Here is a 26430-nt window from a genome sequence, read left to right as displayed (position 1 = left end):
TTATCAATTGATCAATGTGCCTCCAACCAATTCTCACCAATGCCGACTTCCACATCCAAGGGTACCGATAGTTCGTATGCGTGCTCCATTTCAGATTTAATGAGTTCTTTCATTTCCTCCAATTCGGGTTTGTAGCAATCGAACACCAATTCATCGTGCACCTGCAACAACATTTTGGTTTTGTACTTGCCTTCCGAGAGCTTTTTATGGATGTTAATCATCGCAATTTTGATGATGTCCGCTGCACTTCCTTGAATCGGGGCGTTTACCGCGTTACGTTCCGCGGCACCACGCACCACTTGGTTTCCGGCATTGATATCTTTTAGATATCGGCGACGGCCCAATACCGTTTGCACATACCCATGGTCACGAGCAAAATCCACTTGCTCGCTCATATAATTTCGCAATTTGGGATAGGTTTTGTAATAAGTGTCGATAAGTTCTTTGGCCTCGGAGCGGCTCAAGTCGGTTTGGTTGCTCAACCCAAAGGCCGACACCCCGTAAATAATCCCAAAGTTGACCGTTTTGGCATTGCTTCGCTGTTCACGGGTAACTTCGTTAATCGGCACGTTAAATACTTTTGACGCCGTTGAAGCGTGAATATCCTCTCCATTTTTAAAGGCGGAGATCATGGTGTCCTCCTCGCTCAAAGCAGCGATAATACGCAGTTCTATTTGAGAGTAATCCGCAGCCAAGAGCACATAATTTTCATCCCGTGGGATAAAAGCCTTTCGCACCTGTCGTCCCCTCTCGGTACGGATTGGTATGTTCTGCAAGTTCGGGTTGTTACTGCTCAAACGGCCCGTAGCGGCTACGGTTTGCATATAATCGGTGTGTACGCGACCCGTTTTTTCCTGTACTTCGTTGGGAAGCGCGTCTACGTAAGTACTCTTTAGTTTGGCCAGTCCGCGATAATCCAGTACGTTTTGAATGATTTTGTGGTCTTTTGCTAGGTACGAAAGCACATCTTCCGAAGTGGAAAATTGTCCTGTTTTAGTCTTTTTGGGTTTGTCCACCAATTTTAACTTGCCAAAAAGGATGTCGCCCAACTGTTTGGGAGAGGCAATGTTGAATTCTTCCCCAGCCTCTTCGTAAATATTTTGTTCTAGTTCCTTGATGTCCTTGTCCAACTGCTCCGAAAGGCCACCCAGATAATCTTTGTCCAGATTAATGCCCTCCAACTCCATATCGGCCAGTACACGAACCAAAGGAATCTCGATATCTTCGAACAACTTATCGGTATGGGCCTCTTTTAATTCCGGAGTGAATTTTAACCCTAACTGAAAAGTAATATCGGCATCCTCCACCGCATACTCTGTTTGTTTTTCCAAAGGAACATCTCGCATGTTGAGTTGGTTCTTGCCCTTTTTGCCAATAAGTTCAGTGATCGATATAGGAGTGTAATTGAGATAGGTCTCGGATAGCACGTCCATATTGTGCCGCATATCCGGATTGATAAGGTAGTGGGCCAACATGGTATCGAACAATTTGCCGTTGACCTCCACACCGTAGTTTTGCATTACCTTAATGTCGTACTTGAGGTTTTGTCCGACTTTTTCAATGTTTTCGGATTCAAAAAATGGGCGCAGTTTTTCAATCAAGGGTTTGGCATCGTTCTCGTTATCGGGGAAAGGCACGTAGAATCCCTTGCCCGGTGACCAGCTAAAAGCGATGCCCACCAGTTCTGCTTCCAGTGGATTTAACGAAGTGGTCTCGGTATCAAAACATACGGAAGTTTGTTTCATTAACATCTCCAGAAAGAGTTCCATGCTCTTTCCTTCTTTTACATTTTGATAAAAATGGGGTACATCACCAATGGTCAAGCGGCTGTTCACATCCTTTATCGTGGCAGCGGCCTCGGATGGGTCCCCTCCGAACAAGGTGAACTGGCCACTACCTGCTACTTTGGCCTCTTCCTTTGCCGTTTTTGTATTGGTTACTTGGGTACTGGTCTCTGCCTCACCTGTAAATAACTTAATGAATTGGTCCTTGAGTCGACGGAACTCCAGTTCTTCAAAAATCTCCTGAACCTTTTCTGCATCTGGCGGACACATTTCGTAATCCTCTGCATGGAACTGTACTTCACAATCGGTTTTTATCTCCGCCAGTTTTCGGGATAATCTCCCCAGTTCGGCATTTTCCTCTACCTTCTCTTTCATTTTACCTTTGAGCTGGTCGGTATTTGCCAAAAGCCCTTCCAAAGAATCGAATTGATCCAAGAATTTTTTTGCGGTTTTGTCGCCCACACCAGGAAGTCCCGGAATATTGTCACTGGCATCACCCATCATTCCCAAATAGTCTATTACTTGTTCGGGACGTTTTACACCAAAACGCTTCTGAATTTCAGGTATGCCCCAAATTTCGATGCCATTCCCCATTCGAGCAGGGCGGTACATGAAAATGTTTTCGCTAACCAATTGGCCAAAATCCTTATCAGGCGTTACCATGAACACTTTATAATTTTCCTTTTCCGCCTGTTTGGCCAAGGTTCCAATAAGATCATCTGCTTCGTACCCTTCTAGTTCCACAACGGGAATCTTCATTGCTTTAAGGATCTGTTGGATATATGGTACTGCTATACGGATGGCATCGGGAGTTTCGTCACGGTTCGCTTTGTAGTCCTCGAACAATTCGGTACGCTCCACACTGCCTCCTTTATCAAAGGCAACGGCCAAGTGGTCTGGCTGTTCACGTTTGATCACATCAAACAGGGAATTTACAAACCCCATGATGGCCGAGGTATCCATTCCCTTGGAATTGATTCTTGGATTTTTGATAAGGGCATAATAACCACGAAAAATGAGCGCGTAGGCGTCTAATAAAAAAAGTCTTTTTTGTTCGGACATTTTATTTAGTTAACAATTAACAATGTTCAATAAACAATATGAGGTACCCTGAATGGGGTGGGGATTAAAAGTACGAATTGAAGTTTAAAAAGAACCAAGATTTTGGAATCAAGAGTCAAGAGGCTAGACCAAAGGCAGAATTATAGGGTTTTTTTAATGTATTTCTTGTATTTAGGCCCAAACATTTTTTCATTTAGATAATGGTCAGAGGGAATAACGGATACCTCGATTTTTGGATTCTTTGATTTAAGCCAATCAATGAATTCGATAAATTCATCATCAAATGCTACGGCTTGAAATTTTTTGCTCTTTTTGCCATTTCTAGTTTTAAAATATATTCTGTTCATGTCTGGGGATTTTTGAACTGAGATATATTTTATTCCAACCATTTCTGTATAATTTAATTTAGTTTTTTGGCTTTTTAAATGAAAATCAATAACTATCTCGGAGTCATAAAAGAAGATGCTAAATACTATACTTCTTAGGTAAAATGCAATTGACGCTAATATCAATAATGAAAATGTGACGGTTATTGTTTTGATAAATATTGAATCTGTTGAAGAGAAAATAGAATATCCAATTGCTGCTAGAATTATTGAAGCAAAAATTGCCTCAAAAATAAAATAACTAGAGGAGGATGAGTATTTGGTCACTTTATTATTTGATTCTACCATCCTGATTCTTGAGTCTGAAATCGAAGTAGTCTCATTTCCAACCTCTATTCGTAAAAACTGACCACTTCTCGATTCTCGTGCCCTTGGTCGGAATATTCACGATAGGTAAACCCAGGATGTACGCAGTACCCACCAGTTTCCCCATTTTTATTAATGGCCAAGAACCCTATTTGAAAATCCTTTCGTCCTTCATTTTTCTTCATGATGCGTTTTACACCTTCTTCGCATGCCTCTTGAGGACTTTTGCCCTGGCGCATCAATTCCACGATCAAAAAACTTCCCACTGTTCGTATCACTTCCTCTCCAACCCCAGTAGCCGTTGCACCTCCTACTTCGTTATCAATAAATAATCCGGCTCCGATAATAGGGGAATCGCCAACGCGCCCAGCTACCTTGTAGGCCATTCCGCTTGTGGTGCAAGCTCCGGCAATATCCCCATTGTCATCAATGGCCAGCATGCCAATGGTATCATGGTTCTCTATGTTGATTGTGGTCTCGTATTTGGAAGTTTTCAACCAATCTTCATATTGTTTTCGTGTACTCTCGGTGAATAGATCTTCTTTTTTAAAACCTTGTTCGTAAGCAAATTTTTCTGCTCCCTTGCCTGCCAAAATTATATGAGGGGTTTCCTCCATTACTTTCCTGGCCACGGAAACGGGATGCACAATATTTTGCATGCAGACAACAGATCCACAATTGCCATCTTTGTCCATAATACATGCATCCAAGGTCACGTTGCCATCTCTGTCTGGTCTTCCTCCTTTGCCCACCGTTTCGTTGGTCTCGTCAGCTTCTTCCACCATTACACCCTGCTCTACGGCATCGAGGGCACTCCCGCCCGATTTTAATACCTCCCAAGCCTTTTCGGAAGCATTAAAGAAATTCCAGGTACATACCACGATGGGTTTAATAGGTTCTGGAGCAATGGATGCGGCCAAGGTGGTTTCTGGTTTGGTCTCCGATTTGCACGCAACCAGAGTAGAGGCGGAAACAAGTCCAGCAGCCGATAGACTGGAATTTTTAAGGAATTTGCGTCGTTCCATTGGTTTGGATGTTTAATTTTAGGGATTATAAAGATACGATATGCTGGTAGAAGTTTGTGCCAATTCATTTGAATCGGCCATGAATGCGCAAAGGGCAGGGGCGGATCGCGTTGAACTTTGTTCGGAGCTTGGTGTTGGAGGTATAACCCCTTCCGCTGGATTGATTCAAATGGTGAAAAGTGAACTGTCCATTCCTGTTCATGTTTTGGTACGTCCGAGAGGGGGACATTTTACCTATTCCGATATGGAATTCGAAGTGATGAAAGCTGACATTTTATTTTGTAAGTCTTTGGGCGTGAATGGAATCGTTTCTGGAGTGTTACACGATGATTTTTCCATTGATATGGAAAGGACAAAAGTGTTGGTGGAATTGGCAGGACCTATGCACTTCACATTCCATCGTGCATTGGATTGGGTCGCGGAACCTTTGGAAGCCATTAAACAACTCGGAACCATCGGGGTAGATACTGTTCTGACTTCTGGAGGGGAGACATCGGCCGAAAAGGGAATAAAAAAGCTTGAGGCATGGCAACGTAACACCCCAATGACCATTATGGCGGGTGGAGGTGTATCACCAAAAAACGCAACAAAATTCAAGGATATAGGCTTGAGGGCTATCCATTGTTCCGGTAGTTCCTTTGGAAACCGTGTGGACCTAATGGATAAAATCACCATGAATTCCACTAAACATTTGGTAGAGAACGAGGTGGCAGTTTCGGACCCTATCACCGTGAAGGCGATTGTTGAAGCCGTTAAATAAAATTAAAAACCACTGCTAAATAGCAGATTAGCTCTAATTTTGTAAAAAAATTGTATGTCCCGATTTATTGTTTTGGCAATCCTTTATGTGGTGCTGGCCGTTTATGGTTTTCAGGCATTCCGCACACTTTTTAAAAGCCCTCTCATGCAATGGGCCTACATTGTGCTGTTTTTGGGAGCCTTGATTTTCTTGACCATAAAAGTTATGACCTATGATCCCGGCGATGGTTTCAAAGGCACTGCGGCCATAGCGGGAACTATATTCGCAGCATTTTTCCTATTGGCCCTGGTTTTGGGATTCTTCCTTTTGTTGGAGGATGTAGTTCGTGTACTTGGTTACGGTTATAATAAAATTGTCGGGGTATCGGATGTGGAGGCAGGGTATTTTCCGTCCCGTAGAAAATTCATAAGTGGTATCGCCCTTGGTTTGGCGGCCCTTCCTTTTGGCGCCCTTTTGTACGGCATGTACCGAGGAAAGTACAATTATCAGGTGCTGAAATACGAGCTTGAATTTGATGACCTTCCCGATGCATTCCACAATTATCAGATCACACAGATTTCTGATGTGCACAGTGGAAGTCTCGATGATTATAAAAAGGTGGAGTATGGTGTGAACCTGGTTAATGAACAGCAAAGTGATGTGATTTTTTTTACGGGGGATATCGTGAACAATCGTTCTGATGAACTGGAGCCTTGGAAGGAAGTATTTTCACGATTGGATGCCAAAGATGGGGTATTCTCCATTTTGGGAAACCACGATTACGGTGATTATGCCGTTTGGAATACGGAAGAAGAGAAGGCCCGTAACTTGGAGGACCTTAAGACCATGCAAAGGGAAATGGGTTTTGATCTACTATTGAACTCCAATAGATATTTGGAAAAGGATGGTGAAAAAATCGCATTGGTAGGTGTGGAAAATTGGGGGAGAGGCGGATTTAAAAAGGCCGGGGACCTACAAAAGGCCAAAGAAGGGGTGTCCAAAGAAGATTTTAAAATATTGTTGAGTCATGATCCGTCCCATTGGGAGGATGTGGTGATACACGATGATTATCATTTCCACTTGACTTTGAGCGGGCACACCCATGGTATGCAGTTCGGTGTAGAAATTCCGGGTTGGGTAAAATGGAGTCCAGTTAAATGGAGATATAAATACTGGGCCGGAATCTACAAAGAGATGGAGCAGTTTATCAATGTGAACCGAGGGTTTGGATTTATCGGGTATCCTGGTCGTTTTGGTATTTATCCGGAGATTTCGGTAATCACTCTAAAGAAAAGGGGGTTGGCTTAAAAATCCGTTCCAAGAAAATAAAAAAGGCACTGGTTTCACCCAGTGCCTTTTTCGTTTGTAATTGGTTATGTTCTTGGTTGTTTACAGTTTAAGTGATGCGCCAATGGCAATCATCGATGTGGTCATATCATAAGAAACTTCGCTTCCAGGTATTGCACCATAGGGTGGGAAGTTCTGTATAAACTGAGGGTTTAACATGGGGCCTGAGGTAGCATCTCCACTGGCACCGTAATGATAAAGAGCATCCAGTTGAAACTTCTCGGATACTTCATAGCTAAGTCCAAACTGAAACGCATTTTTAATGATCGCGGTCGCTGGAATATTAAAAAAGGCCACATCACTGTCGATAGGGTTGGAACTATAGGTGTAGCCTACGCGTAATGGCAGTTTGCTTATTCCCTTGTATTGAACACCAGCGGATATAATATTGATGTTCTCCCAACCAAAGCCGGCAACGGATGCATTTGGGGTCCAGCCTGTGGTGGAGAATCCATCGGTGTTTTCATAATCGACCATTCTATAGTCCAAAGCTAAGTCTATGGTGCCAAGTGAATAGCCGAGTCCTAAAGAAAGAATGGCGGGATAATCCATATTGAACGAGTTGGTTGCCGTTGTACCATCCAAATAGGTATTGTCCAATTCAAAATCACCAAAATTTTGTGTGGTTTTATAGGAAACACCTGCTTTGAACCCTGAGCTGGAATTATAGAACAATCCTACCTGTCCACCAAATCCAAGCGCAGAGGCCTTATCTGTCGATGGATAACCTGCCTGATTGGGATTCGCTGTTGGGTTGGGCATTAATTCCAAGGCGGCATAATTGAAAGTAGGCTGAATACCAACGGAAAGTTCATTGGTGATTTCGTAGGCCCAGGTCAGACCAATCTGTAAAAGCATATAATCGGATTCAATCCTGCCAAAACCTCCATTTGCTTGCGGCATATTTATCGGGTTGGACATATTTTCGGGGAAAGTCACCCCAAATCCACTGATCCCGAATATCGATGCGCCAAAGGTGTGTTTACTGTCCGGTTTACTCCATACGGCAGCCAAGGCTGGCATGGGAGAGACACCACGGTCATCTTCGGTGGTTCCACTAAAAAAGTTGCCGGTAGGCTGTCCCTGTCCATCAAATTCTGGTACTGTCGAGTTTAGTTCAGGAGATGAAAAGAAAAGACCGATGTCCAATTTAATGATATTGTCGTCGAAGGCAGAGATCGTAGCTGGGTTCCAATGCAAAGCCCCAGAAATATCTAAAGGCTGAGCAGTAGCGGCACCCCCCATGGACATATTCACCGAACCAACACCTTGCATAATGTGTCCGGCTTGCGAAAAAGTGACTGTGGTCATGAAAAGAGCACTAAGTGTAAAAATAAAATTTTTCATTTGTTGAGTTTTTACACAGTAAGTGGCTGATAAATAAGTAAATGGTCAGTCAATTGCTGTTGTGTTAATTCAGTTGTAAACCTATAAACTTAGTAGAGTAAATGTAATGATAAATGTCATAATATGAAGATGTTATATTTTTTCCTATTTTTCTGAAAGACTTTAAGTTATGAGACGTTTAGTATTAATGTTTTTGGTCCTGTTTTGCTTGGGGTGCAAGGATGGGCCAAAGGAATTTACAGACTATGACAAAGATGATTTTTTTGAAGTGCAGGGCATAGTAGTAGAGGTCGATATGGGTGATAGCGAATTTGGTAAGATCAGTACCGATGTGTGTTATTACTATAATTTGTCCGAGGATAAACCTAGTTTGGGATGTGAACTTAACTGCCCTCTTTTGCCAGAGATAGATGACCCTATTATAGTTATGATCCATAAGGATGATCCGGATATTGCTTTTGTGAACAGGTTAGGGGTGCTCGAACAGGATAGAGCATATCTAAGGGAGTATCTGGATAAAAAAGCTAAGAATATAGAAGTGAATTCAAATAGGGATGCCAATTAGATCTGTCTAAATTCTATGGGCAGGTGAACAGTATGGATTGACCAGGTATAAAACATTAACAATTTTTCTTACTTTTGACTGTAAACCTAAGAATAGATGTCCAAATTTGGTGAACTCATAGATTTGCAAATTCCAGTATTGTTGGATTTTTATGCGGAATGGAACGAACAGTCCACTTCCATGCATCCCGTTTTGAGCGATGTGGCAGCAGCCCTTGGCGATAAGGGAAAGGTCATTAAAATCGACGTGGATAAGAACAAGGAACTTTCACAAGCACTTCGTATTAAAGGATTGCCCACCTTAATGATCTACAAAAAAGGTGAGATGGTCTGGAGACAGAGTGGTGAGCAAGATGCCAACACACTTATAGGTATCTTAAACGAATATATCCAATAAAAAAAAGCGAGGTTCAACCTCGCTTTTTTATTTTTAGTTTTCCGGTAGTGTCGAATCCGGTACACTTTCTATGGTATCCAATGGAATGGAATCTTCCATGTCCGGATCAAAGGGCATAGGCTCCTCCAATACTTCTTCCTCATCATCCACAAATTGTGAGAACATATCAATGTATTCATTAAAAATGATGGTTTCCGACTCGGCCAGCTCTTTATCGCCGTTCTCTATAAGAATGTCGATATTTCTTCTATAGGCCTGCATATCGGAAAGGATATCGTCAATTTTATCATATTGTTCATCCAATGGGATATTGGCGTAATATTCCAGATGTTCTTGATATACCTTCTTGAGTTTTCCGAACAGCTCACGTGCTTTATCCGTTTCACCTACCTTGTAGTAACCGTCTACGAATGGTTCAACAAATGCATAGAATCCATAATGGTCGACAGGCATATTGTCCATGGCAATGTTGATTACATCCTTTGCCCCGTCAATTTTGTTTTCCTCGATCATGGTCTCCATTAATCGGGCCAGGTTGCTCCTAAATGATAGACCTTGTGAACGTGTTTGGGGGTCGTGGTAAATCTCATCGCTTCCGGAGTTGCCCCAATCCCAGTCCTTGACGATATCGTACATCAATTCAGAATCTATACGGCCCATTTCGAACGAATTCCTATTGGGTGTTTTAATGGGTACCAACTTGTATACGAGTCCATCCAATTGCAGGTAATCTTTCATCCAAATGTATTCGGCACTGTCAAAACTACCACCCGAAAAATAGATGGGTCGCTTCCAATCGTTGTTGGCGATAAGATCCAACATTAAAATTCGGTTCTTAGGAAGTGCGCTCGTGGGCAGGTCGATATCTATATAATCCACGATCAAAGCGGAATCTTTTTCTTTGACCAGACCACTTTCCAATACATTTTGTTTGTTTACCGGAATCCTGATTTTATTGGTAGGATAGTAAACGATGTCCAATGTGCTTTCCGAGTAATTGCTAAGGTCCGCACCTTGATTGGTGAGGATATGCCTGAACTTGGTCTGTGGCTTGTCGGACCCGACCCAGTTCATAAAATCCTTGATATTCCAGCGGTTGTCCGTAACCCCTTGATAGTAGATCGCATCCCGACTACCGTAACTGTATTTGTCGTGCGTGAGTTGTGATGGGATCGGATCACTTTCATACGCTTTACGCTTCATTTGGTCTATATACCAATCCGTGGCAAAAAGGCTTGTATTCACCACACGGACATCGGTCCTATAATTCTCAATCTCCTGCGCATACCAAATAGGGAAGGTGTCGTTGTCCCCAATAGTGAACAATATGGCACCTGCATCCTCTTGGCAGGAATCGAGATAGGCCTTTGCGGTGGCGGGTGCAGTGTAACGATCAGATCGATCGTGGTCGTCCCAGTTTTGGTACCCCATTAATAACGGTACTGCCAACAAGCAAATTGTTGTAATGGCGGGTGCCGCAATTTTCGCGGACATCAATTTTTTGAACTCTTCAAAAAGTCCATATACTCCTATTCCTATCCAAATACAGAACACGTAAAACGACCCCACAAGGGAATAATCTCGTTCCCTAGGCTGAAAGATGTAGGGGTTGGTGTAGAATTGTATGGCAAGTCCAGTGAACATAAAGAACACGAACAATGCCCAAAAATGTTTTGGGTTTCTGGATATTTGAAACACGATTCCCAAAATACCCAGCAACAAGGGAAGGAAAAAATAAGTGTTGCGCCCTTTGTTGTTTTTCCAGTCACTGGGCAAGTTGTCTTGACTGCCCAAACGAATACTGTCAATGAAATTGATACCACTCAACCAGTTTCCGTTCTCATCGTACCTCCCTTGTACATCATTTTGCTTTCCAACAAAATTCCACATAAAATAGCGCATGTACATATAACTGAACTGGAAGTCGAACATGTATTTTAGGTTCTGACCCAAAGTTGGTGGTTCTACCTCTATATATTGACCAAATTCCCGTAAAAAACGAATGTACTGCTCGGTGTCCAACTCTCCTTGGGAATATGCCGTTTTGAATTGGTTTACCGCCTCGCGAAGATCGTTATTGGAAATATATTCGGATTTGATCCGGAAATCCAAGGCGCCAAAATAGCGCATATAGTTTTCGGCATGTTGATCGCTCCACATTCTTGGTAAAAAACCAACGTGTTTTTCATTGGGGCCTGGTAAAGCTCCTTTATAGTGGTTTACAATCACATATTTGCCCAGTTCCAGGTCTTTCTCGTATTTAGGGCTATCGTCCCTGTCCTCGCCAGAAGTGGCAAAAGTATCCGAATAGTACGCACCATAAATGGGGCTGTCCACGCCCGGATATTGCTCACGGTTGTAATAGGCCAATAATGCCCTGGCATCTGCAGGGTTGTTTTCGTTGACCACGGTTTTTGCATTGGCTCTGATTGGAAGCATCAACCAAGAGGAGAAACCTAAAATAAGGAACATGAGGCAGAGCACCACGATATTCGCATTGTAGTAATTGTGCTTTCGGGTATATCTTAATCCAAAGTAGAATGCGGCCACGAACAATAGTCCCATGATGATGGATCCGGAATTGAACGGTAGGCCTATCTCATTGATAAAGAATACTTCGCTCCATCCAAACAACTCCAAAACGTAGGTCAGTGAGAATTTATAGACCAATATTAAAATGGCCACTACAATAATGTTGGCCAACAAAAAGTTTTTGACCGTAGTGGTCTTGTATCTTTTAAAATAATATAACAGCCCAATGGATGGAATGGCCAAAAAGCCCATAAACTGAATCCCGAAGGTAAGACCTATCACAAAGCAGATGAGCATTAGCCAGCGGTGTCCTCGGGGATCGTCCAAATTGTCTGTCCATTTGAGTCCCAACCATAACAATAGGGCCATGATCAGACTGGCCATGGCATAGACTTCCGTCTCAACGGCATTGAACCAAAAACTGTCCGAAAAGGTAAAGGCAAGTGCTCCGACAAGGCCACTTCCCAAAATGGCGATGGCCTTACTATTGTTCATTTCTTCCTTTTTGGAAATCATTTTGCCGACCAGGTTCGTAATGGTCCAGAATGTGAACAATACTGCAAATGCACTTGAAACTATGGATACGGCGTTTACCATAAGTGCAATCTTAGTGGGATCGCCGAAGGCGAACATGGCAAAAAAGGCACCGATCATTTGTAACAAGGGAGCACCTGGTGGGTGACCTACTTGTAACTTTGCAGAGGTGGAAATATATTCACCTGCATCCCAAAAACTTCCGGTAGGTTCTACGGTCAGGGCATATACTATAAACGCAATGGCGAAGGAAACCCACCCAAGGATGGTGTCCCATTTTTTGAAGTCTTTTGCAAACATATGAGTTGGTTGTTAACCGAATTGTGGCGAATTTAGTAAATCTAGAACAGAAGCCTAGTCCTTTTTGGAAAACCTTTAACACCCATGTTAAAGAAAAATAGCAGGTATTCTTGTGAAAAATATTTGTTGAAACCAAAGTTTGTTTTAAATTTGCACGCTCAAAAGCTGAATCAATTTTAGCTTTTATATGGTACTGGCCTATGGTGTAATTGGTAACACAGCTGATTTTGGTTCAGTCGTTCAAGGTTCGAGTCCTTGTAGGCCAACAAAAAGCCCCTTATTTCGAAAGAATTAAGGGGCTTTTTTTATGCCTATCATCTACACGATCTGTTTGCCCATATCGGGCGCGGGTCTATAGGCATAGTATTGCAGTACTTCTTCCAATGCCATTTTTAGCGCTTTGTTTATCGGTATGATCTTAGACCCCATTTGATAGTCGATTTGGGCCAATTGCATGTAGTACTCGGTAAAAACAGGAACATACAGACCTTCGGAGATTGCCTGGGATACCGCGTGGTACTTTTCCGTCTGTTCCTCTTTTATGATCTTGCAGGTGGCCAAACGGAGTTTTCCGTATTTATCCTTACTGGCGGCATACCCAAAGAGCCGACATATTAGGCCACGGTATTTGTAACTTCCACAATGTCCTTTGTTTAATAAGGCGAATGGGTTTAGCAAAGCACAGGTTTGGTCCGAACTTTCCTGTAAGGTTGCCCATGTGTCTTCGGCCTTGCCCGATAAATATAGTTCCAACGCCCAAGGCAAGAATTCCAAAGGAGAGGCGTCAATGTTGGGATGGGTACAACATTTTCCACAACCGGTAACACAACCAAGTCCAGATTTGTCTTGAAATTGTTGTGTTTCCCGGTCCAACTGGTCAAATAACGATTCAACCAATCGGACTTTCTGATCTAGTGTCATTTTGAGCTCCGAAAGTATGTTATATTTCAACAGGTTTTTAAAATATTTTTTGATGCAAACCCAGATTTTTAAAAAGCCTTATCTTTTCCACTATCAAGCACAACTGAAAACAACTAAACGATATACTTGCCCGATGAAAAAATTGATACTTCTTTTTTTAATGGCATCCTCAGTGGGGTATGCGCAGACCATTGTAGATACCCAAAATGGAAAGGTTGAGGGATATGCTCAAAATGGTATCCGGATCTTTAAAGGTATTCCCTTTGCAGCTCCTCCATTGGGGGAACTCCGTTGGAAGGCACCACAGCCTGTTATGGATTGGAAGGGGATTAAGGAATGTAAGGATTTTGGACCAAGCCCTATCCAAAACACACCTGAACCCTTTTTGTGCTGGACAGAGGAATTTATTGCCAAACCGGAACCATTGAGTGAGGATTGTCTGTATTTGAATGTTTGGGCCCCAGAAAAGGACAATGATGAACCGTTGCCTGTTTTTGTCTGGATTTACGGAGGGGGTTTGAGTTCAGGTAGTGCCAATTGCGATATCTATGATGGTGTTCAAATGGCGGAGCAGGGTGTTGTCTTCGTGAGTTTGAACTACAGGGTAGGGGTGTTCGGGTTTATGGCACATCCTGAGTTGAGCCAAGAGTCGGGTGAGAACGCTTCGGGCAACTATGGATTTATGGACCAGTTGCAAGGATTGAAATGGATAAAGGATAATATAGCCGCGTTCGGGGGAGATCCCAACAATGTGACCATAGCTGGTCAATCCGCAGGGTCCTTTAGTGTCAATGCACAAATTGCATCACCTTTGGCTAGCGGTTATTTTAACAAGGCCATATGTCAGAGCGGTGGGATTTTGGGTGGTCGTTTAATGCAGGATCTGTCTGCTGCGGAATCACAGGGAGTCAGATTTATGCAATCTGCAAATGCATCTTCCCTAGCTGAATTAAGGGAAATGCCCGCTTCCAAATTACAGGAGTTGAGCAATGATCCGGAATTGGGCAGATTCGGGGTAGTGCTCGATGATTATTTTTTGCCCAAGGATTTAATGCAACATTTTAAAAATGGTAATCATAACCAAGTGAAGGTTCTAACGGGGTGGGTTACCGGGGATTCGGCCCTATTGCCCACAGGTGAGGTAACGCAGGAGAGTTTCAAAAACATGGCGGAAAGGCAATTTGGCGAACGGTCGGATGAATTTTTAGAATTGTTCCCCGCTCAAACGGATGAGTCAGCACTTCGATCACAACAAAAAATGAACTTGTTGAGCTTTGCAGCTCAACCATCCTATCTACTCGCAAAATACATGGAAAAGGAAGTTTGGCTATATGAATTCACACATGTACCCACGGATAAACCTGGTTTTCCCAATTATGGGGCATTCCACACTTCTGAAGTGCCATTTGCCCTACATACGCTCGATCAATGGAAGCGGCCATGGAAATCTGAGGAACGCGAGCTGGAGAACGTAATGTCTGCCTATTGGGTTAATTTTGCCAAAACGGGAGATCCAAATGGTAAGGGCCTGCCAAAATGGAGCCGTTACAAAGAGGAAGACGGCAAGCTTTTGACCTTTGAAACCAATGCAATAGATTCGGAAACTAAATATTTGGAGGAATTCCGCTTTCTATCGAAAGATTAATTTGAGTTTGCCGGTCATACTTTTGGAGCAAACAATCCTGCCGATTTTTTTCGTCCCTCCAATTCCATATTTCCAAGGGATTCGAAACGGATTCCCTCTTTTTCCAATTGTTGGGCCAATTCTTCGGAAACAATGATTTCCTGGCCCATGGGTTTGCAGAGCTTTTGGATTCGGGCCGTAACATTCAAGACGTCCCCTGTAAAAAAGATCTCCTTTTTCAGGGCTCCGATTTCCCCTGTGGTCACTTGGCCCAAATGTACCCCGGCCCTGAAAGTGGGAACAACACCATAGGTCTTTTTAAAATAGGAAGATTTGTTGAGTAAACTTTGTTTCATGGCATAGAAGCATTGAAGGCAATTGTGGTTTTGGATACCTTCATCCTTTTTCCAGGTAACCACGATTTCATCCCCAACATATTGGTAGACCTCCCCTTGATACTGAACAATGGCATCGGACAGTTCATTGTAATAGTTACTCAAGAACCGGAAATAAGTTTTATGGCCCAATTCTTCGGCGAATGAGGTCGAGGATTTCATATCCAAAAACATAAAAATGCGCGATTCCTCTTTGGGTCGATGATATTTGCCGGAAAAAAAGTTGAGCAATACATTGTGCCCGAGATGTTCACTTATGCCTGAATAGAGCAGGGAAACCAGTATGCTAAAGCACAAGGAGACCATAGTGCTCAAAAAAGTTGAACTTATAATATAATTGGAGAACTTGTGCCAGACTTGTTCGTCCGTAATGGATGTACGCAACTCAATGCTTGCCGCAATCGGGAAGGTGATGAGATTGATGAGCAACATGAACAAGAGATAAAACCCCATCTTGTACAGGATTTTTTGCCAGAAAGGTTTGTGCTTGAACAGTTTGCCCAACCAGAGTATTTCCACGGCCCCCATAGCCAGTCCTACCAAGAAAACAGCAAGTGAGGCGAACAGAAAAATGTTCCAAGTTACCGTTATGTCCGTTTCTGGACGTTGGTTTTCGTAACCCATTGCCATGGACTCAATGAGCAAGACAAACCAGCTCAATACCAGCCAAATAATGCCAAAGGGTAAAATACGCTTTAGTTGGTAACGAAACCTTGGATTCGAAAATAGGGCCATGGGGTAAAGGTAGCGTGAAAATGGAATTAACCTAATGCTCGGATATCAAAACTTTGTGGGGATGATGATAAGGCAGGTGAGATATATCAATTTAGCGACATAATTCAATAGGTCATTTGGATAAATCACTACTTTAGACGAGTTGTAGGTTCAAAAGTTTCATTTCCAGTCGCTTGAAAATGTTGATGTCTGAACTATTACAATCAAACATGCACAAATAAACTATTCAAACTACATAACGATGGCGAAGATTAACTATGCACAGGAATTCAATCGCTCCATCAAGGACCCTGACAACTTCTGGATGGAACAGGCAGCCCATATCAATTGGTTCCAAAAGCCGCAAAGAGCACTGACAAAGGATGCTGAGGGCTTTTACCGTTGGTTCAAGGGCGGGAAACTCAATACCTCTTATTTGGCCTTGGATGCCCATATCGAGAATGGACGGGGCAACGATACTGCATTGATTTATGATTCTCCTGTTACGCAAACGATTGAGAAATTTACCTATTTGGAACTACGTGATAGGGTCAGCCGCTTGGCAGGGGGTATGAAGCGTTTGGGAGTGGAAAAGGGTGATACCGTCATTATTTATATGCCCATGATTCCCCAAGCCGTTGTCTCCATGCTGGCCTGTGCTCGACTGGGTGCCGTACATTCCGTGGTTTTTGGAGGCTTCGCCCCTCATGAACTCGCCATTCGGATAGATGATGCAAAACCCAAGTTGATCATAACCGCCACTTCGGGTATAGAGGTCGATCGTATTATTCCATATAAACCTATGGTGGACGAGGCCATAAAAATGGCGGCACATTCTCCCGAGAATGTGATTGTCTATAACAGAAGGTTAGGGGCTGCACGTCCAGACGGTGAAAATGATATTGATTACGCTACCCTAATGAAAATTGCCGATCCTGTTAGGTGCATTGAGGTAGATGCCACCGATCCACTGTATATTCTGTACACTTCCGGAACCACAGGGAAACCCAAGGGCATTATACGTGACAATGGAGGCCATGCCGTGGCCATGCATTATAGTATGAAACATATTTACGGAGTCAATCCCCGTGAGGTGTTTTGGGCCGCAAGCGATGTGGGATGGGTCGTAGGGCACAGTTATATCGTATACGCACCATTGATCTATGGCTGCACAACGGTCCTTTTTGAAGGAAAACCGGTCCGAACCCCCGATGCCTCCACTTTTTGGCGTGTGATAAGCGATCATGAGGTAAAAGTGATGTTTACCGCTCCAACCGCCATCCGGGCAATAAAAAAAGAGGATCCCAAAGGGGAATTTATAAAGCAATTCGATATGAGCGGGCTTCGATATCTGTTCCTGGCAGGGGAGCGATGTGATGTGTCGACCTTGAACTGGGCAGGTGAAAAACTCAACGTACCTGTAATCGATCATTGGTGGCAGACGGAAACAGGGTGGCCTATCGTTGCCAATATGATGGGTTTTGAGGAGCAATTCGATGTCAAGCCAGGTTCCGCTACCAAACCCGTTTGTGGATATGATGTGCAGATACTTCGTGAAGATGGAAGTCAATCCGATCCGGGCGAAGAAGGCTATGTGGCTATAAAATTGCCCTTGCCTCCCGGAACTTTGCCCAATCTTTGGGGAGATACCGAAAGATTTGTGAAGGGTTATCTGACCAAGTTCGATGGCTATTATTTTTCAGGCGATGGAGGTTATATCGATCCAGATGGTTATGTGTTCATCACCGGTAGGGTGGATGACATTATAAACGTTGCGGGCCATCGTTTGTCTACGGCAGAAATGGAAGAGGTGGTCGCTAAGCATCCCGATGTGGCCGAATGTTGTGTGGTGGGCATCGAAGATGATCTAAAGGGACAGATACCTTTGGCTATTACCGTCCTAAAAACTGGAGCGACCATTGAGAGCTTTCAGTTGCAGTCGGAAGTGGTAGCCGATGTCCGAAAGGAGATAGGTCCTGTGGCCTCATTGAAAAAAGTATTGGTTGCCGACCGCTTGCCAAAGACCCGATCGGGGAAAATATTGCGCAAGGTTATACGGGCCATTGCAGATGGTAAGGAATTTGCTGTGCCATCCACCATCGATGATCCCGAAATATTGAAAGAAATAGAAGATTTGTTCAAAGAACAAATGGTAGGTTCTTTCGAAAAACAGGCTTGATCGGCCTGTTCTTCGAAAGATATCCCGTTAATTTTTATTTACTCGGTAGGTTACTCCCCTGTTGGTGATTACCCTGCCGGCTTTCATGGTCAATGTAGCTTGGTCGGAGACAAGAGGACTACAACTAGCTGCTGAATTGGAGACCTGTACTCGGTATATATATCCATTTTTTGATGAATCGGGTGCTGTAACCGTTAATGTGGAACTGGATGTTCCTGAGTATTCGCTACCGTCAGCAAGGGGAACAAAATTACTTCCACCGTCCGTACTGACTTCCCATTGATAGGTGTCGACATTCGTTGCTGAGATTGTAAAGCTTCCATTGTTGCCCACCACAACGGTTTGGTCAACAGGTTGAGTTGTGATTGCGAAGGGTGCTACCGTAATGGTCTGTTCCACATCCAAGCTGTTTCCCGCCGCATCGCTAACCCTATACGTACGGGTAATAATTTCCGGGTTGCTGCCCCCATCGCTTACATCGCTTATAAAGGTTACCGTTGGTGAAGGGTCACAATTGTCTGCTTCATCTGTAATTACATTCACATCCGGTGAAGGGATGTCGGCCGAACAATTCACTGAAATAGGTGCAGGTGCAGTTGCAGTGGGAGCGGTTGTTTCCACTGTGATCGTGGTAGTGGCCGCCAAATCCGGATACGGAGGGTCGCCGGGCATGCCCCCGTATTCCACTAGATATCCTTTTGGTTGATAATCGCCACTTGCGGCTCCCGTGTTCGAAAGGTCGTTCCATGACCCGGGTAGCCCTACACCAGGTGCTGTAATATGTGCATAATCTTCGTCTCCTGATTGGTTGGGTTCCCCTGAGTTCCAAAATTCATAGGCGAAAGCGGTTCCGCCGGCGGTTCCTCGCCAAAACAGGGTGCCCGCCTCTGGTCCTGTCACCCAGTACCAGTCTCCTTCGGTAGCAGCATCGCTGGCACCGATCCACCCGGCACCGGGAGCTTGCGACCCCAAAAGATCGGATTCGTCCTGAATGGAAATGGTGGCCAAATATCCCTGTAGGCCATAAAATGTGCGTAGGGCAGCTGCATCTCTGGCCGCTGTCCATGTTATTCCCAGAGAAGGGACGTATTCATAATAGTGTCCTGTCGATTCCAAATAATTGGCCTCGTTCATAACAATGGAAAAAGTACGGGTATCACCTGAACTAACCGTTGCCGTTGTTTGGAAAACCACATCACTAATAGCGGCTTCAAACTCTGCCAAGGTTGCTGGCCCTTCCAATAATAATCTACCTTCGGACGTGTCCCAGCTGGCCGTAATGTTGGCGTGTGTACCTGTTAGGCTAAGCACATCACCGGAAACATCATAATTGGAGGTTACTTGTATGTATACCGCATCCAAAGTACTGCTGTCCGAATCTGTTATGGATACACTTTCAACAACAGAGATTGTCTCTCCTGGGCAAAAAATCTGGTCCCCAGTCGCTGTAATGGAAGGCGGATTTGAATCGTTAACCGTATCATCCCTGAAGTCCAAATCTCCACCCGATGCTGCATCCCCATCCGAATCTGGAAGCATCAAAGATCCACCATTCGTATTCATTGGATTATCAATGGTTCCTCCTGGGTCGTCATAACCTGTAGTGGTGTCCATAGTATTGTCCAGTCCATCGTTATCGCTATCGGAGCCTGAAAGGGTAAGGGCGGCTTCAGTTGTGTCCGGAGTTCCGTCATTATCACTGTCGGCATCCATAAAATCAGGAGTGCCGTCGCCATCAGTGTCGACAGCGGTCAGACCACCTCCCTCATAGGCGTCATCAAGTCCATTGTTGTTGGCATCTATTCCCGAAGGTGCTATATAACCCAATGAAGTCTGTGCTTCCACATTATCGGGTATCCCATCCCCGTCACTGTCCAAATCTTGATAGTTGGGGATGCCATCTCCATCCGTATCCACAGTTGTGCAATCAACAGTGCCTCCATAACTGGCTCCGTGCACCCGGGCACCAATTTGATATGCCATAACCCGAAAAGATTGAAAATTGCTCTGGCTTACATTAAAGGTGATCTCTGTAATGGAGCCGGATGGAATGGCGTTTGCGCTGGCCAACCAGTTTCCATTGTCATATTGAATCTGCATATCCGAATCAGATACCGCTGGGTCTGCGCTCAAAAATACGCTGACGGTGGTGCCAATGGGGATTACCTGTGAAAATTGGAAGGATATGATGGACTGGCCTGGGTATGTGGTAGTTGAGTTGTATGCATATGTTGTGCCAGGGTCGCCTTCGGCATTGGATGCATCGGTAAAGTTTTGAAGATTGGTGGCCGTTTGGACAAAGTTGCCCCCTAATCCGGCGCATTCATCAACATCCAAAATACCGTCGTTGTCATCATCAATATCCGTAATATCATCTACGCCGTCCCCATCAAGGTCGGCCGACCCTACACTACAGGTAGAGTACAATTTTGAAAAGGGAATGTTCTGTTTGGAAATGGAGGGGCCTTGATAGGAGACAGATAGGTTTTCGCCTCCACCATTTTCAAAAAACAGCACTGTGATGTCATGCAAACCAGTGGTCAAAGTTACTGTTCCAGACCGTTCCTGTGATCCGTGTGCTCCATCGTTATCAACAATTTGATTGCCGTCGATGTAAAGTTTGGAACCATCGTCCGAAGTTGTGTAGAAAGTATATGACCCCTGGGTGTCAACTTGAATGTATCCTGAGTACCGAATACTGAAGTTGTCGGTGTCGCCGGGGTCTTCTTGGTTTTGTAGGTTATCCACATTGAAACTGGTATAGGTGCCCGAACCAATATATCCGACCGTGGGAATATTGTCCACTGTGCTACCTGAAGGGGAGCTGTCATAAAACTCAAAATCCACTTCACCGTTACATAGGTCCAAATTACCGACTACCTGTACATTATCAATGTAATAACTTTCATTGTTCTGGTCGTTGTACATCCTGACCCTGATTTCCAATGTGGCTCCCGATGTGGGCAAATTGACGGTATAGGAAGGGTCTAAGCGGTCTCCGGGACTGTCACCCGATGCATTTTCAAACTGGGTCCATCCGCCTGTTCCATTTATTCTGTACTCACCAATAAAATAATCCTGACCCTGGTCCATACGATTTGCGACCGAGGACACATCCATGCTGAAGTTTACCGAGGTATATCCATATATATTGATAGGGTCTATAAGAAATGTGCTTTCTGAATCCAGGTTGGTTCCCTCTATTTGATTGTTCTGTATATTGAGTCTTCCTGAATTGCTAAGTGTCCATGAGGACCTCGAGGGGCCCGTAGCGGTGCCACTGGCCGTATTGTTGGTATAGTTGAAGTTTTCACTCCATATTGTGGTTTGGGAAAATGAAAGGAATGTTCCCAAAAGAAAAAATGCCAAGATCAGCATCCAGCCTTTGGGGAAATGGTTCATCTTCTTGCTGAAGAGGGAGGTTGTGCCCATGTGGTATTATTGATTCTTCCGCAAAATTAGTCGGGGCATGGCCTGTTCAAAATAAATGTTGTGAAAGGCAGTAAAACCAAGGTTAACCTCACAATACTGTTAGAATGATGCACGGCCTGTGAAATTGCAGGGCTGTTGGCCTTGGATATATCCTTTGGAGTTGACTGTTAAAACAGGAAAAATGGTAATCCGCTGAAAAATAGAAAGGGGCGTATTACTTTTGTTCGTCCGGGGTTGCACAAGCGATATAATTTGTCGTATATTTGCACCACTGAACGGATATAAAAGTATTCATGAGGGGACCTTGAGTCCCCTCTTTTATTGCTGGTTTCTTATGTTTAAGGATGAAGTGGAATCATTGTTGAACAAGGCTTTGGAAGAGCATTCTTCCCTGTTCCTTGTGGATTTTACCGTAGGTGGCGATAACAGCATCAAGGTTATTTTGGATGGAGATCAAGGGGTAAGCCTGCAAGATTGTATGGATATAAGCCGTGCAATTGAGCACAATCTTGATCGCGAGGAAGAGGATTTTTCTTTGGAAGTTGCCTCTGCCGGAGCCACATCCCCATTACGATTACCGCGTCAGTACAATAAAAATATAGGAAGAAAATTACAGGTGAGGACCAACTCCGGTGAATTGGAGGGTACATTGGTCGAAACCTCGACAAATAGTATTACCTTGGAGTGGAAGGCTAGAGAGCCCAAACCCGTGGGTAAAGGAAAAGTTACAGTGCAGAAAAAGCAGGAAATCGCATTTTCTGATATTCAAGAGGCAAAAGTTAAATTAAAATTTTAATTGTAGTAGAAAATGGAAAACCTAGCGCTCATCGAATCCTTTTCGGAATTCAAGGACGATAAGTTTATTGACAGGGTGACCCTTATGGCGATTTTGGAAGAAGTGTTCCGAAGTGCGCTCAAGAAAAAATTTGGTTCTGACGACAATTTTGATATTATCATTAACCCGGACAAAGGGGATTTGGAAATATGGAGAAACCGAGTGGTTGTTGAAGATGGTGAAGTTGAGGAGCCTAACGAGGAGATTTCCTTGTCCGAAGCTAGGAAGATAGAGCCGGATTTTGAGGTAGGTGAGGACGTTTCTGAAGAGGTAAAGTTGGTCGATCTTGGTAGAAGAGCGATTTTGGCCTTGCGCCAGAATTTGATCTCCAAAATCCATGAACACGATAATACGACTATTTACAAGCAGTTCAAGGATTTGGAAGGTGAGATCTACACGGCAGAGGTTCATCATATCAGACATCGTGCGGTAATCTTGTTGGATGATGAGGGCAACGAAATCATCCTCCCAAAAGAAAAGCAGATTCCATCCGACTTCTTCCGTAAAGGGGATAACGTTAGGGGAATCATTGAAAGTGTTGAATTAAAAGGAAACAAGCCAGCGATCATAATGTCCAGGACATCACCGAAATTCTTGGAGCAATTGTTCTTCCAAGAAATACCGGAAGTGTTCGACGGACTGATCACCATTAAAAAGGCGGTCCGTATTCCTGGTGAAAAGGCTAAAGTTGCCGTGGATTCCTATGATGATAGAATCGATCCTGTAGGGGCCTGTGTGGGTATGAAAGGATCTAGGATCCATGGAATCGTGAGAGAGTTGGGCAATGAAAATATCGATGTGATCAACTGGACCAACAACCCGCAACTTATGGTGACCAGGGCATTGAGTCCTGCAAGGGTGTCCTCGGTCAAATTGAACGATGAGAAAAAAACAGCTCAAGTTTACCTAAAGCCGGAGGAAGTTTCCAAGGCTATCGGTAGAGGTGGGCACAACATACGTTTGGCTGGTCAATTGACTGGTTACGAAATAGATGTGTTCCGTGAAGGCGTTGAGGAAGATGTGGAGTTGACCGAGTTTTCGGATGAGATCGAAAGCTGGGTAATAGACGAATTCAAGAAAATTGGATTGGATACCGCACGCAGCGTTTTGGAGCAAGATGTTAAAGATTTGGCGAAGCGAACCGATCTAGAAGAGGAAACAATCCAGGAAGTGGTTCGCATCCTCAAAGAAGAATTTGAAGATTAGGCTTATATTAGCAGCGAAAATTTAGGGCAAGTAAAATAATTTATGGCAGATAATCCAACAATACGACTTAACAAAGTTCTCAGAGAATTGAACATTTCACTGGATAGAGCGGTCGACTACCTGGCCTCGGAAGGGCATGAGGTGGAAGCACGTCCTACCACAAAAATATCCAATGAAGTGTATCAAGTTCTGTTGGATGAGTTCCAGACGGATAAGAGTAAAAAGGTCGCTTCCAAGGAAGTTGGAGAGGAAAAGCGAAAAGAAAAGGAGGCCATCCGCATCCGAATGGAGAAAGAACAGGAGGAGCGTAGATTGGCCAAGGAAAAGAAGGAAGCCGAACAACAGGTCGTTAAGGCCAAGGCAGAGTTGTCCGGACCAAAGACCGTAGGCAAAATCGACTTGGACAATAAGAAGGACAAGCCTAAGGAGGAAGAGCCTAAAAAGGTGGAAGAAACTCCAAAGGCCGAGCCGGAAAAGGTAGTTCAGAAGGAAGAGAAGCCAGAGGCTCCCGCTGAAGCTGAAAAGAAGGCCGAGGAAAAAAAGCCAGAGGTCAAGGAAGAAGCCAAAGAGAGTTCCGAAGAAGTTGGAACCGGAACCATAAAGACCAATTATCAAAAACTGTCCGGTCCTAAAATAACCGGTGATAAAATAGACCTTTCCCAATTCAAAAAACCGAAAAAGAAGAAGGAGGAAAATCAGAAGTCCGGCAAGGGCGGAGGTGCTTCCGACGGGGGAGAGCGTAAAAAACGCAGAAAGAGAATTGTAAAAAGTGGCCCTCAAGCAGGAGGAGGTCGCAATAATAGGGGAGGCGCCGGAAGAAAAGGGCAACGTTCATCCGCACCTAAGGTTGAGCCTACCGAAGAAGAAGTACAAAAACAAGTAAGGGAGACCCTGGAAAAACTTCAGGGCAAATCCAATAAAGGTCGTGGGGCCAAATATCGTAGGGAGAAGAGAGATCAGCACCGTCAGCAAACGGAGAAGGATCTTGAACAACAGGAATTGGAAAGCAAAATCTTGAAGGTGACCGAGTTTGTTACCGTGAATGAACTTGCTACCATGATGGACGTGTCTTCGACACAGATCATCTCCGCTTGTATGTCCTTGGGTATTATGGTGACCATGAACCAGAGGTTGGATGCGGAGACCCTTTCCATTGTTGCCGATGAGTTTGGTTATGAAGTTGAATTCGTAACCGCTGAAATCGAGGAGACCATTGATGAGGTGGAGGACGCTCCAGAGGATATGAAACCTCGTGCTCCGATTGTTACCGTAATGGGTCACGTGGACCATGGTAAAACATCCTTGTTGGATTATGTTCGTCAAGAGAACGTAATCGCAGGGGAGAGTGGAGGAATTACCCAGCACATTGGCGCTTATGGAGTTTCCCTTGAAGATGGACAAAAAATAACATTTTTGGATACACCCGGTCACGAAGCGTTTACCGCAATGCGAGCCCGTGGTGCCCAAGTAACGGATATAGCAATTATTGTGATTGCCGCCGATGACGATATCATGCCGCAGACCAAAGAAGCGATAAGTCACGCTCAGGCTGCAGGCGTACCGATCGTGTTTGCCATTAACAAGGTCGATAAGCCAACGGCCAACCCGGATAAGATAAAAGAAGGATTGGCACAAATGAACCTTTTGGTGGAAGACTGGGGAGGTAAGGTGCAATCCCAGGATATATCTGCCAAGACAGGTCAAGGTGTTCCCGAACTTTTGGAAAAGGTATTGTTGGAGGCCGAACTCTTGGAGTTGCAGGCCAATCCGGACAGACTTGCCACGGGAACGGTCGTAGAGGCCTTCTTGGATAAAGGTAGAGGGTATGTGGCTACAATACTTGTGCAGACCGGTACCTTAAAAATAGGGGACTATGTTTTGGCCGGAACCTGTAGCGGTAAGGTCAAGGCAATGCACGATGAAAGAGGGAACAGTATTGAAGCTGCTGGTCCATCCACACCAATTTCCATATTGGGATTGGATGGCGCACCGCAGGCAGGTGATAGGTTCCATGTCTTGGAAGACGAGAGAGAAGCTAAACAAATTGCCGCCAAACGTTCACAATTACAACGTGAGCAATCGGTGAGAACACAGCGTCACATTACATTGGATGAAATTGGACGAAGAATCGCATTGGGTGATTTCCAAGAATTGAACATTATCCTCAAAGGTGATGTGGACGGTTCCGTGGAAGCCTTGACCGACTCGTTCCAGAAACTTTCCACAGACGAAATTCAAGTGAACATTATCCACAAAGGAGTTGGTGCAATTACCGAATCCGATGTGCTATTGGCCAGTGCTTCCGATGCAATCATTATCGGGTTCAACGTGAGACCAATGGGTAATGCCAGGTCGATTGCCGATAAGGAAGAAATCGATATCAGGACCTACTCCATTATTTACGATGCCATCAATGATCTTAAAGATGCGATGGAGGGTATGTTGTCGCCAGAAATGAAAGAAGAGGTTACCGGTAATGCCGAAATCAGGGAAACCTTTAAGATATCCAAAATCGGTACCATTGCAGGTTGTATGGTTACCAGTGGAAAGATATTCAGGAATTCCCGTATTCGACTTATCCGTGACGGTGTGGTTGTCTACACCGGAGAACTTGCTTCGTTGAAACGATTCAAGGATGATGTGAAGGAAGTTTCAAAAGGATATGATTGTGGTCTTCAAATAAAGAATTACAACGATGTGAGAGAAGGTGATATCGTAGAGGCCTTCCAAGAAGTTGCAGTGAAGAAAAAACTGTAAGTCGATAAAACTATAAATAAAAAAACCCGCTTTTAAAAAGCGGG

17 protein-coding genes and 1 tRNA gene are annotated in these 26430 nt (G+C 44.2%); 10 read left to right on the top strand and 8 right to left on the bottom strand.

Features of this window, described 5'->3' with window-relative positions:
• Positions 1-11: 11 nt before the first annotated feature.
• From polA to PY091_RS09895, 3 genes are all read right to left on the bottom strand, one after another.
• On the bottom strand, positions 12-2846 hold the full coding sequence (gene polA, locus PY091_RS09905) for a DNA polymerase I (protein WP_275649509.1): 2835 nt from the start codon (positions 2844-2846) through the stop codon (positions 12-14).
• Between the two features lie 140 nt (positions 2847-2986).
• Positions 2987-3520 (bottom strand): hypothetical protein, encoded by a 534-nt coding sequence (locus PY091_RS09900; RefSeq protein WP_275649508.1) that lies wholly within the window; start codon positions 3518-3520, stop codon positions 2987-2989.
• Positions 3521-3564: 44 nt separating this feature from the next.
• Positions 3565-4563: an isoaspartyl peptidase/L-asparaginase family protein gene (locus PY091_RS09895; protein WP_275649507.1), complete on the bottom strand. Its 999-nt coding sequence runs from the start codon at positions 4561-4563 to the stop codon at positions 3565-3567.
• A gap of 40 nt (positions 4564-4603) precedes the next feature.
• On the opposite strand from PY091_RS09895, the gene PY091_RS09890 reads away from it, so the two are divergent.
• Both PY091_RS09890 and PY091_RS09885 read left to right on the top strand, forming a co-directional pair.
• On the top strand, positions 4604-5323 hold the full coding sequence (locus PY091_RS09890) for a copper homeostasis protein CutC (protein ID WP_275649506.1): 720 nt from the start codon (positions 4604-4606) through the stop codon (positions 5321-5323).
• Positions 5324-5377: 54 nt separating this feature from the next.
• The gene (locus PY091_RS09885; protein ID WP_275649505.1) at positions 5378-6610 is read left to right on the top strand and encodes a metallophosphoesterase; all 1233 of its coding nucleotides are present in this window, start codon (positions 5378-5380) and stop codon (positions 6608-6610) included.
• A gap of 81 nt (positions 6611-6691) precedes the next feature.
• On the opposite strand, the gene PY091_RS09880 is transcribed toward PY091_RS09885, so the two are convergent.
• Positions 6692-7996, bottom strand: a complete 1305-nt coding sequence (locus PY091_RS09880; protein ID WP_275649504.1) for an OmpP1/FadL family transporter — start codon at positions 7994-7996, stop codon at positions 6692-6694.
• 169 nt (positions 7997-8165) lie between these two features.
• On the opposite strand from PY091_RS09880, the gene PY091_RS09875 reads away from it, so the two are divergent.
• Both PY091_RS09875 and PY091_RS09870 read left to right on the top strand, forming a co-directional pair.
• Positions 8166-8561, top strand: coding sequence for a hypothetical protein (locus PY091_RS09875; protein WP_275649503.1), 396 nt, complete (start codon positions 8166-8168; stop codon positions 8559-8561).
• Positions 8562-8657: 96 nt separating this feature from the next.
• The gene (locus PY091_RS09870; protein WP_275649502.1) at positions 8658-8957 is read left to right on the top strand and encodes a thioredoxin family protein; all 300 of its coding nucleotides are present in this window, start codon (positions 8658-8660) and stop codon (positions 8955-8957) included.
• Positions 8958-8990: 33 nt separating this feature from the next.
• On the opposite strand, the gene PY091_RS09865 is transcribed toward PY091_RS09870, so the two are convergent.
• A complete protein-coding gene (locus PY091_RS09865) occupies positions 8991-12323 on the bottom strand; it encodes a glycosyltransferase family 117 protein (RefSeq protein ID WP_275649501.1) in 3333 nt (1110 codons plus the stop codon).
• Positions 12324-12517: 194 nt separating this feature from the next.
• Here PY091_RS09865 and PY091_RS09860 point away from each other — a divergent pair.
• A tRNA-Gln gene (locus PY091_RS09860) sits at positions 12518-12589 on the top strand.
• 52 nt (positions 12590-12641) lie between these two features.
• Here the strand turns inward: PY091_RS09860 and PY091_RS09855 are convergent.
• Complete coding sequence (locus tag PY091_RS09855) at positions 12642-13244, bottom strand: YkgJ family cysteine cluster protein (protein WP_275649500.1); 603 nt, start codon at positions 13242-13244, stop codon at positions 12642-12644.
• A gap of 133 nt (positions 13245-13377) precedes the next feature.
• Between PY091_RS09855 and PY091_RS09850 the strand changes: the two genes are divergently transcribed.
• Positions 13378-14889, top strand: coding sequence for a carboxylesterase/lipase family protein (locus PY091_RS09850; protein ID WP_275649499.1), 1512 nt, complete (start codon positions 13378-13380; stop codon positions 14887-14889).
• 14 nt (positions 14890-14903) lie between these two features.
• Here the strand turns inward: PY091_RS09850 and PY091_RS09845 are convergent, their stop codons facing one another.
• The gene (locus tag PY091_RS09845) at positions 14904-15998 is read right to left on the bottom strand and encodes an adenylate/guanylate cyclase domain-containing protein (RefSeq protein ID WP_275649498.1); all 1095 of its coding nucleotides are present in this window, start codon (positions 15996-15998) and stop codon (positions 14904-14906) included.
• Positions 15999-16239: 241 nt separating this feature from the next.
• Between PY091_RS09845 and PY091_RS09840 the strand changes: the two genes are divergently transcribed.
• Positions 16240-18156 carry a propionyl-CoA synthetase gene (locus tag PY091_RS09840; protein WP_275649497.1) on the top strand — a complete coding sequence of 639 codons (1917 nt, stop codon included), beginning with the start codon at positions 16240-16242 and terminating at the stop codon, positions 18154-18156.
• Positions 18157-18183: 27 nt separating this feature from the next.
• On the opposite strand, the gene PY091_RS09835 is transcribed toward PY091_RS09840, so the two are convergent.
• On the bottom strand, positions 18184-21588 hold the full coding sequence (locus tag PY091_RS09835) for a PA14 domain-containing protein (protein WP_275649496.1): 3405 nt from the start codon (positions 21586-21588) through the stop codon (positions 18184-18186).
• A 334-nt stretch (positions 21589-21922) separates the two neighbouring features.
• On the opposite strand from PY091_RS09835, the gene rimP reads away from it, so the two are divergent.
• Genes rimP through infB form a run of 3 tightly spaced genes read left to right on the top strand, consistent with a single transcriptional unit; the run spans position 21923 to position 26386 of the window.
• The gene (gene rimP / locus PY091_RS09830; RefSeq protein WP_275649495.1) at positions 21923-22384 is read left to right on the top strand and encodes a ribosome assembly cofactor RimP; all 462 of its coding nucleotides are present in this window, start codon (positions 21923-21925) and stop codon (positions 22382-22384) included.
• 12 nt (positions 22385-22396) lie between these two features.
• On the top strand, positions 22397-23629 hold the full coding sequence (nusA, locus tag PY091_RS09825; protein ID WP_275649494.1) for a transcription termination factor NusA: 1233 nt from the start codon (positions 22397-22399) through the stop codon (positions 23627-23629).
• 42 nt (positions 23630-23671) lie between these two features.
• Entirely contained in the window at positions 23672-26386 is a 2715-nt protein-coding gene (infB, locus tag PY091_RS09820; RefSeq protein WP_275649493.1) for a translation initiation factor IF-2, read from the top strand.
• Positions 26387-26430: the final 44 nt, after the last annotated feature.

This window comes from Flagellimonas okinawensis (assembly GCF_029194005.1).
Lineage (GTDB): Bacteria > Bacteroidota > Bacteroidia > Flavobacteriales > Flavobacteriaceae > Flagellimonas > Flagellimonas okinawensis.
The sequence above is the reverse complement of the archived record's forward strand: the minus strand, read 5'-3'. Positions and strand labels throughout refer to the sequence as shown.

Bases quoted from the DNA above. Each gene is read 5' to 3' on its own strand.
- polA (WP_275649509.1), bottom strand. From the start codon at position 2,846: ATGTCCGAACAAAAAAGACTTTTTTTATTAGACGCCTACGCGCTCATT.
- PY091_RS09900 (WP_275649508.1), bottom strand. From the start codon at position 3,520: ATGGTAGAATCAAATAATAAAGTGACCAAATACTCATCCTCCTCTAGT.
- PY091_RS09895 (WP_275649507.1), bottom strand. From the start codon at position 4,563: ATGGAACGACGCAAATTCCTTAAAAATTCCAGTCTATCGGCTGCTGGA.
- PY091_RS09890 (WP_275649506.1), top strand. From the start codon at position 4,604: ATGCTGGTAGAAGTTTGTGCCAATTCATTTGAATCGGCCATGAATGCG.
- PY091_RS09885 (WP_275649505.1), top strand. From the start codon at position 5,378: ATGTCCCGATTTATTGTTTTGGCAATCCTTTATGTGGTGCTGGCCGTT.
- PY091_RS09880 (WP_275649504.1), bottom strand. From the start codon at position 7,996: ATGAAAAATTTTATTTTTACACTTAGTGCTCTTTTCATGACCACAGTC.
- PY091_RS09875 (WP_275649503.1), top strand. From the start codon at position 8,166: ATGAGACGTTTAGTATTAATGTTTTTGGTCCTGTTTTGCTTGGGGTGC.
- PY091_RS09870 (WP_275649502.1), top strand. From the start codon at position 8,658: ATGTCCAAATTTGGTGAACTCATAGATTTGCAAATTCCAGTATTGTTG.
- PY091_RS09865 (WP_275649501.1), bottom strand. From the start codon at position 12,323: ATGTTTGCAAAAGACTTCAAAAAATGGGACACCATCCTTGGGTGGGTT.
- PY091_RS09855 (WP_275649500.1), bottom strand. From the start codon at position 13,244: ATGACACTAGATCAGAAAGTCCGATTGGTTGAATCGTTATTTGACCAG.
- PY091_RS09850 (WP_275649499.1), top strand. From the start codon at position 13,378: ATGAAAAAATTGATACTTCTTTTTTTAATGGCATCCTCAGTGGGGTAT.
- PY091_RS09845 (WP_275649498.1), bottom strand. From the start codon at position 15,998: ATGGCCCTATTTTCGAATCCAAGGTTTCGTTACCAACTAAAGCGTATT.
- PY091_RS09840 (WP_275649497.1), top strand. From the start codon at position 16,240: ATGGCGAAGATTAACTATGCACAGGAATTCAATCGCTCCATCAAGGAC.
- PY091_RS09835 (WP_275649496.1), bottom strand. From the start codon at position 21,588: ATGGGCACAACCTCCCTCTTCAGCAAGAAGATGAACCATTTCCCCAAA.
- rimP (WP_275649495.1), top strand. From the start codon at position 21,923: ATGTTTAAGGATGAAGTGGAATCATTGTTGAACAAGGCTTTGGAAGAG.
- nusA (WP_275649494.1), top strand. From the start codon at position 22,397: ATGGAAAACCTAGCGCTCATCGAATCCTTTTCGGAATTCAAGGACGAT.
- infB (WP_275649493.1), top strand. From the start codon at position 23,672: ATGGCAGATAATCCAACAATACGACTTAACAAAGTTCTCAGAGAATTG.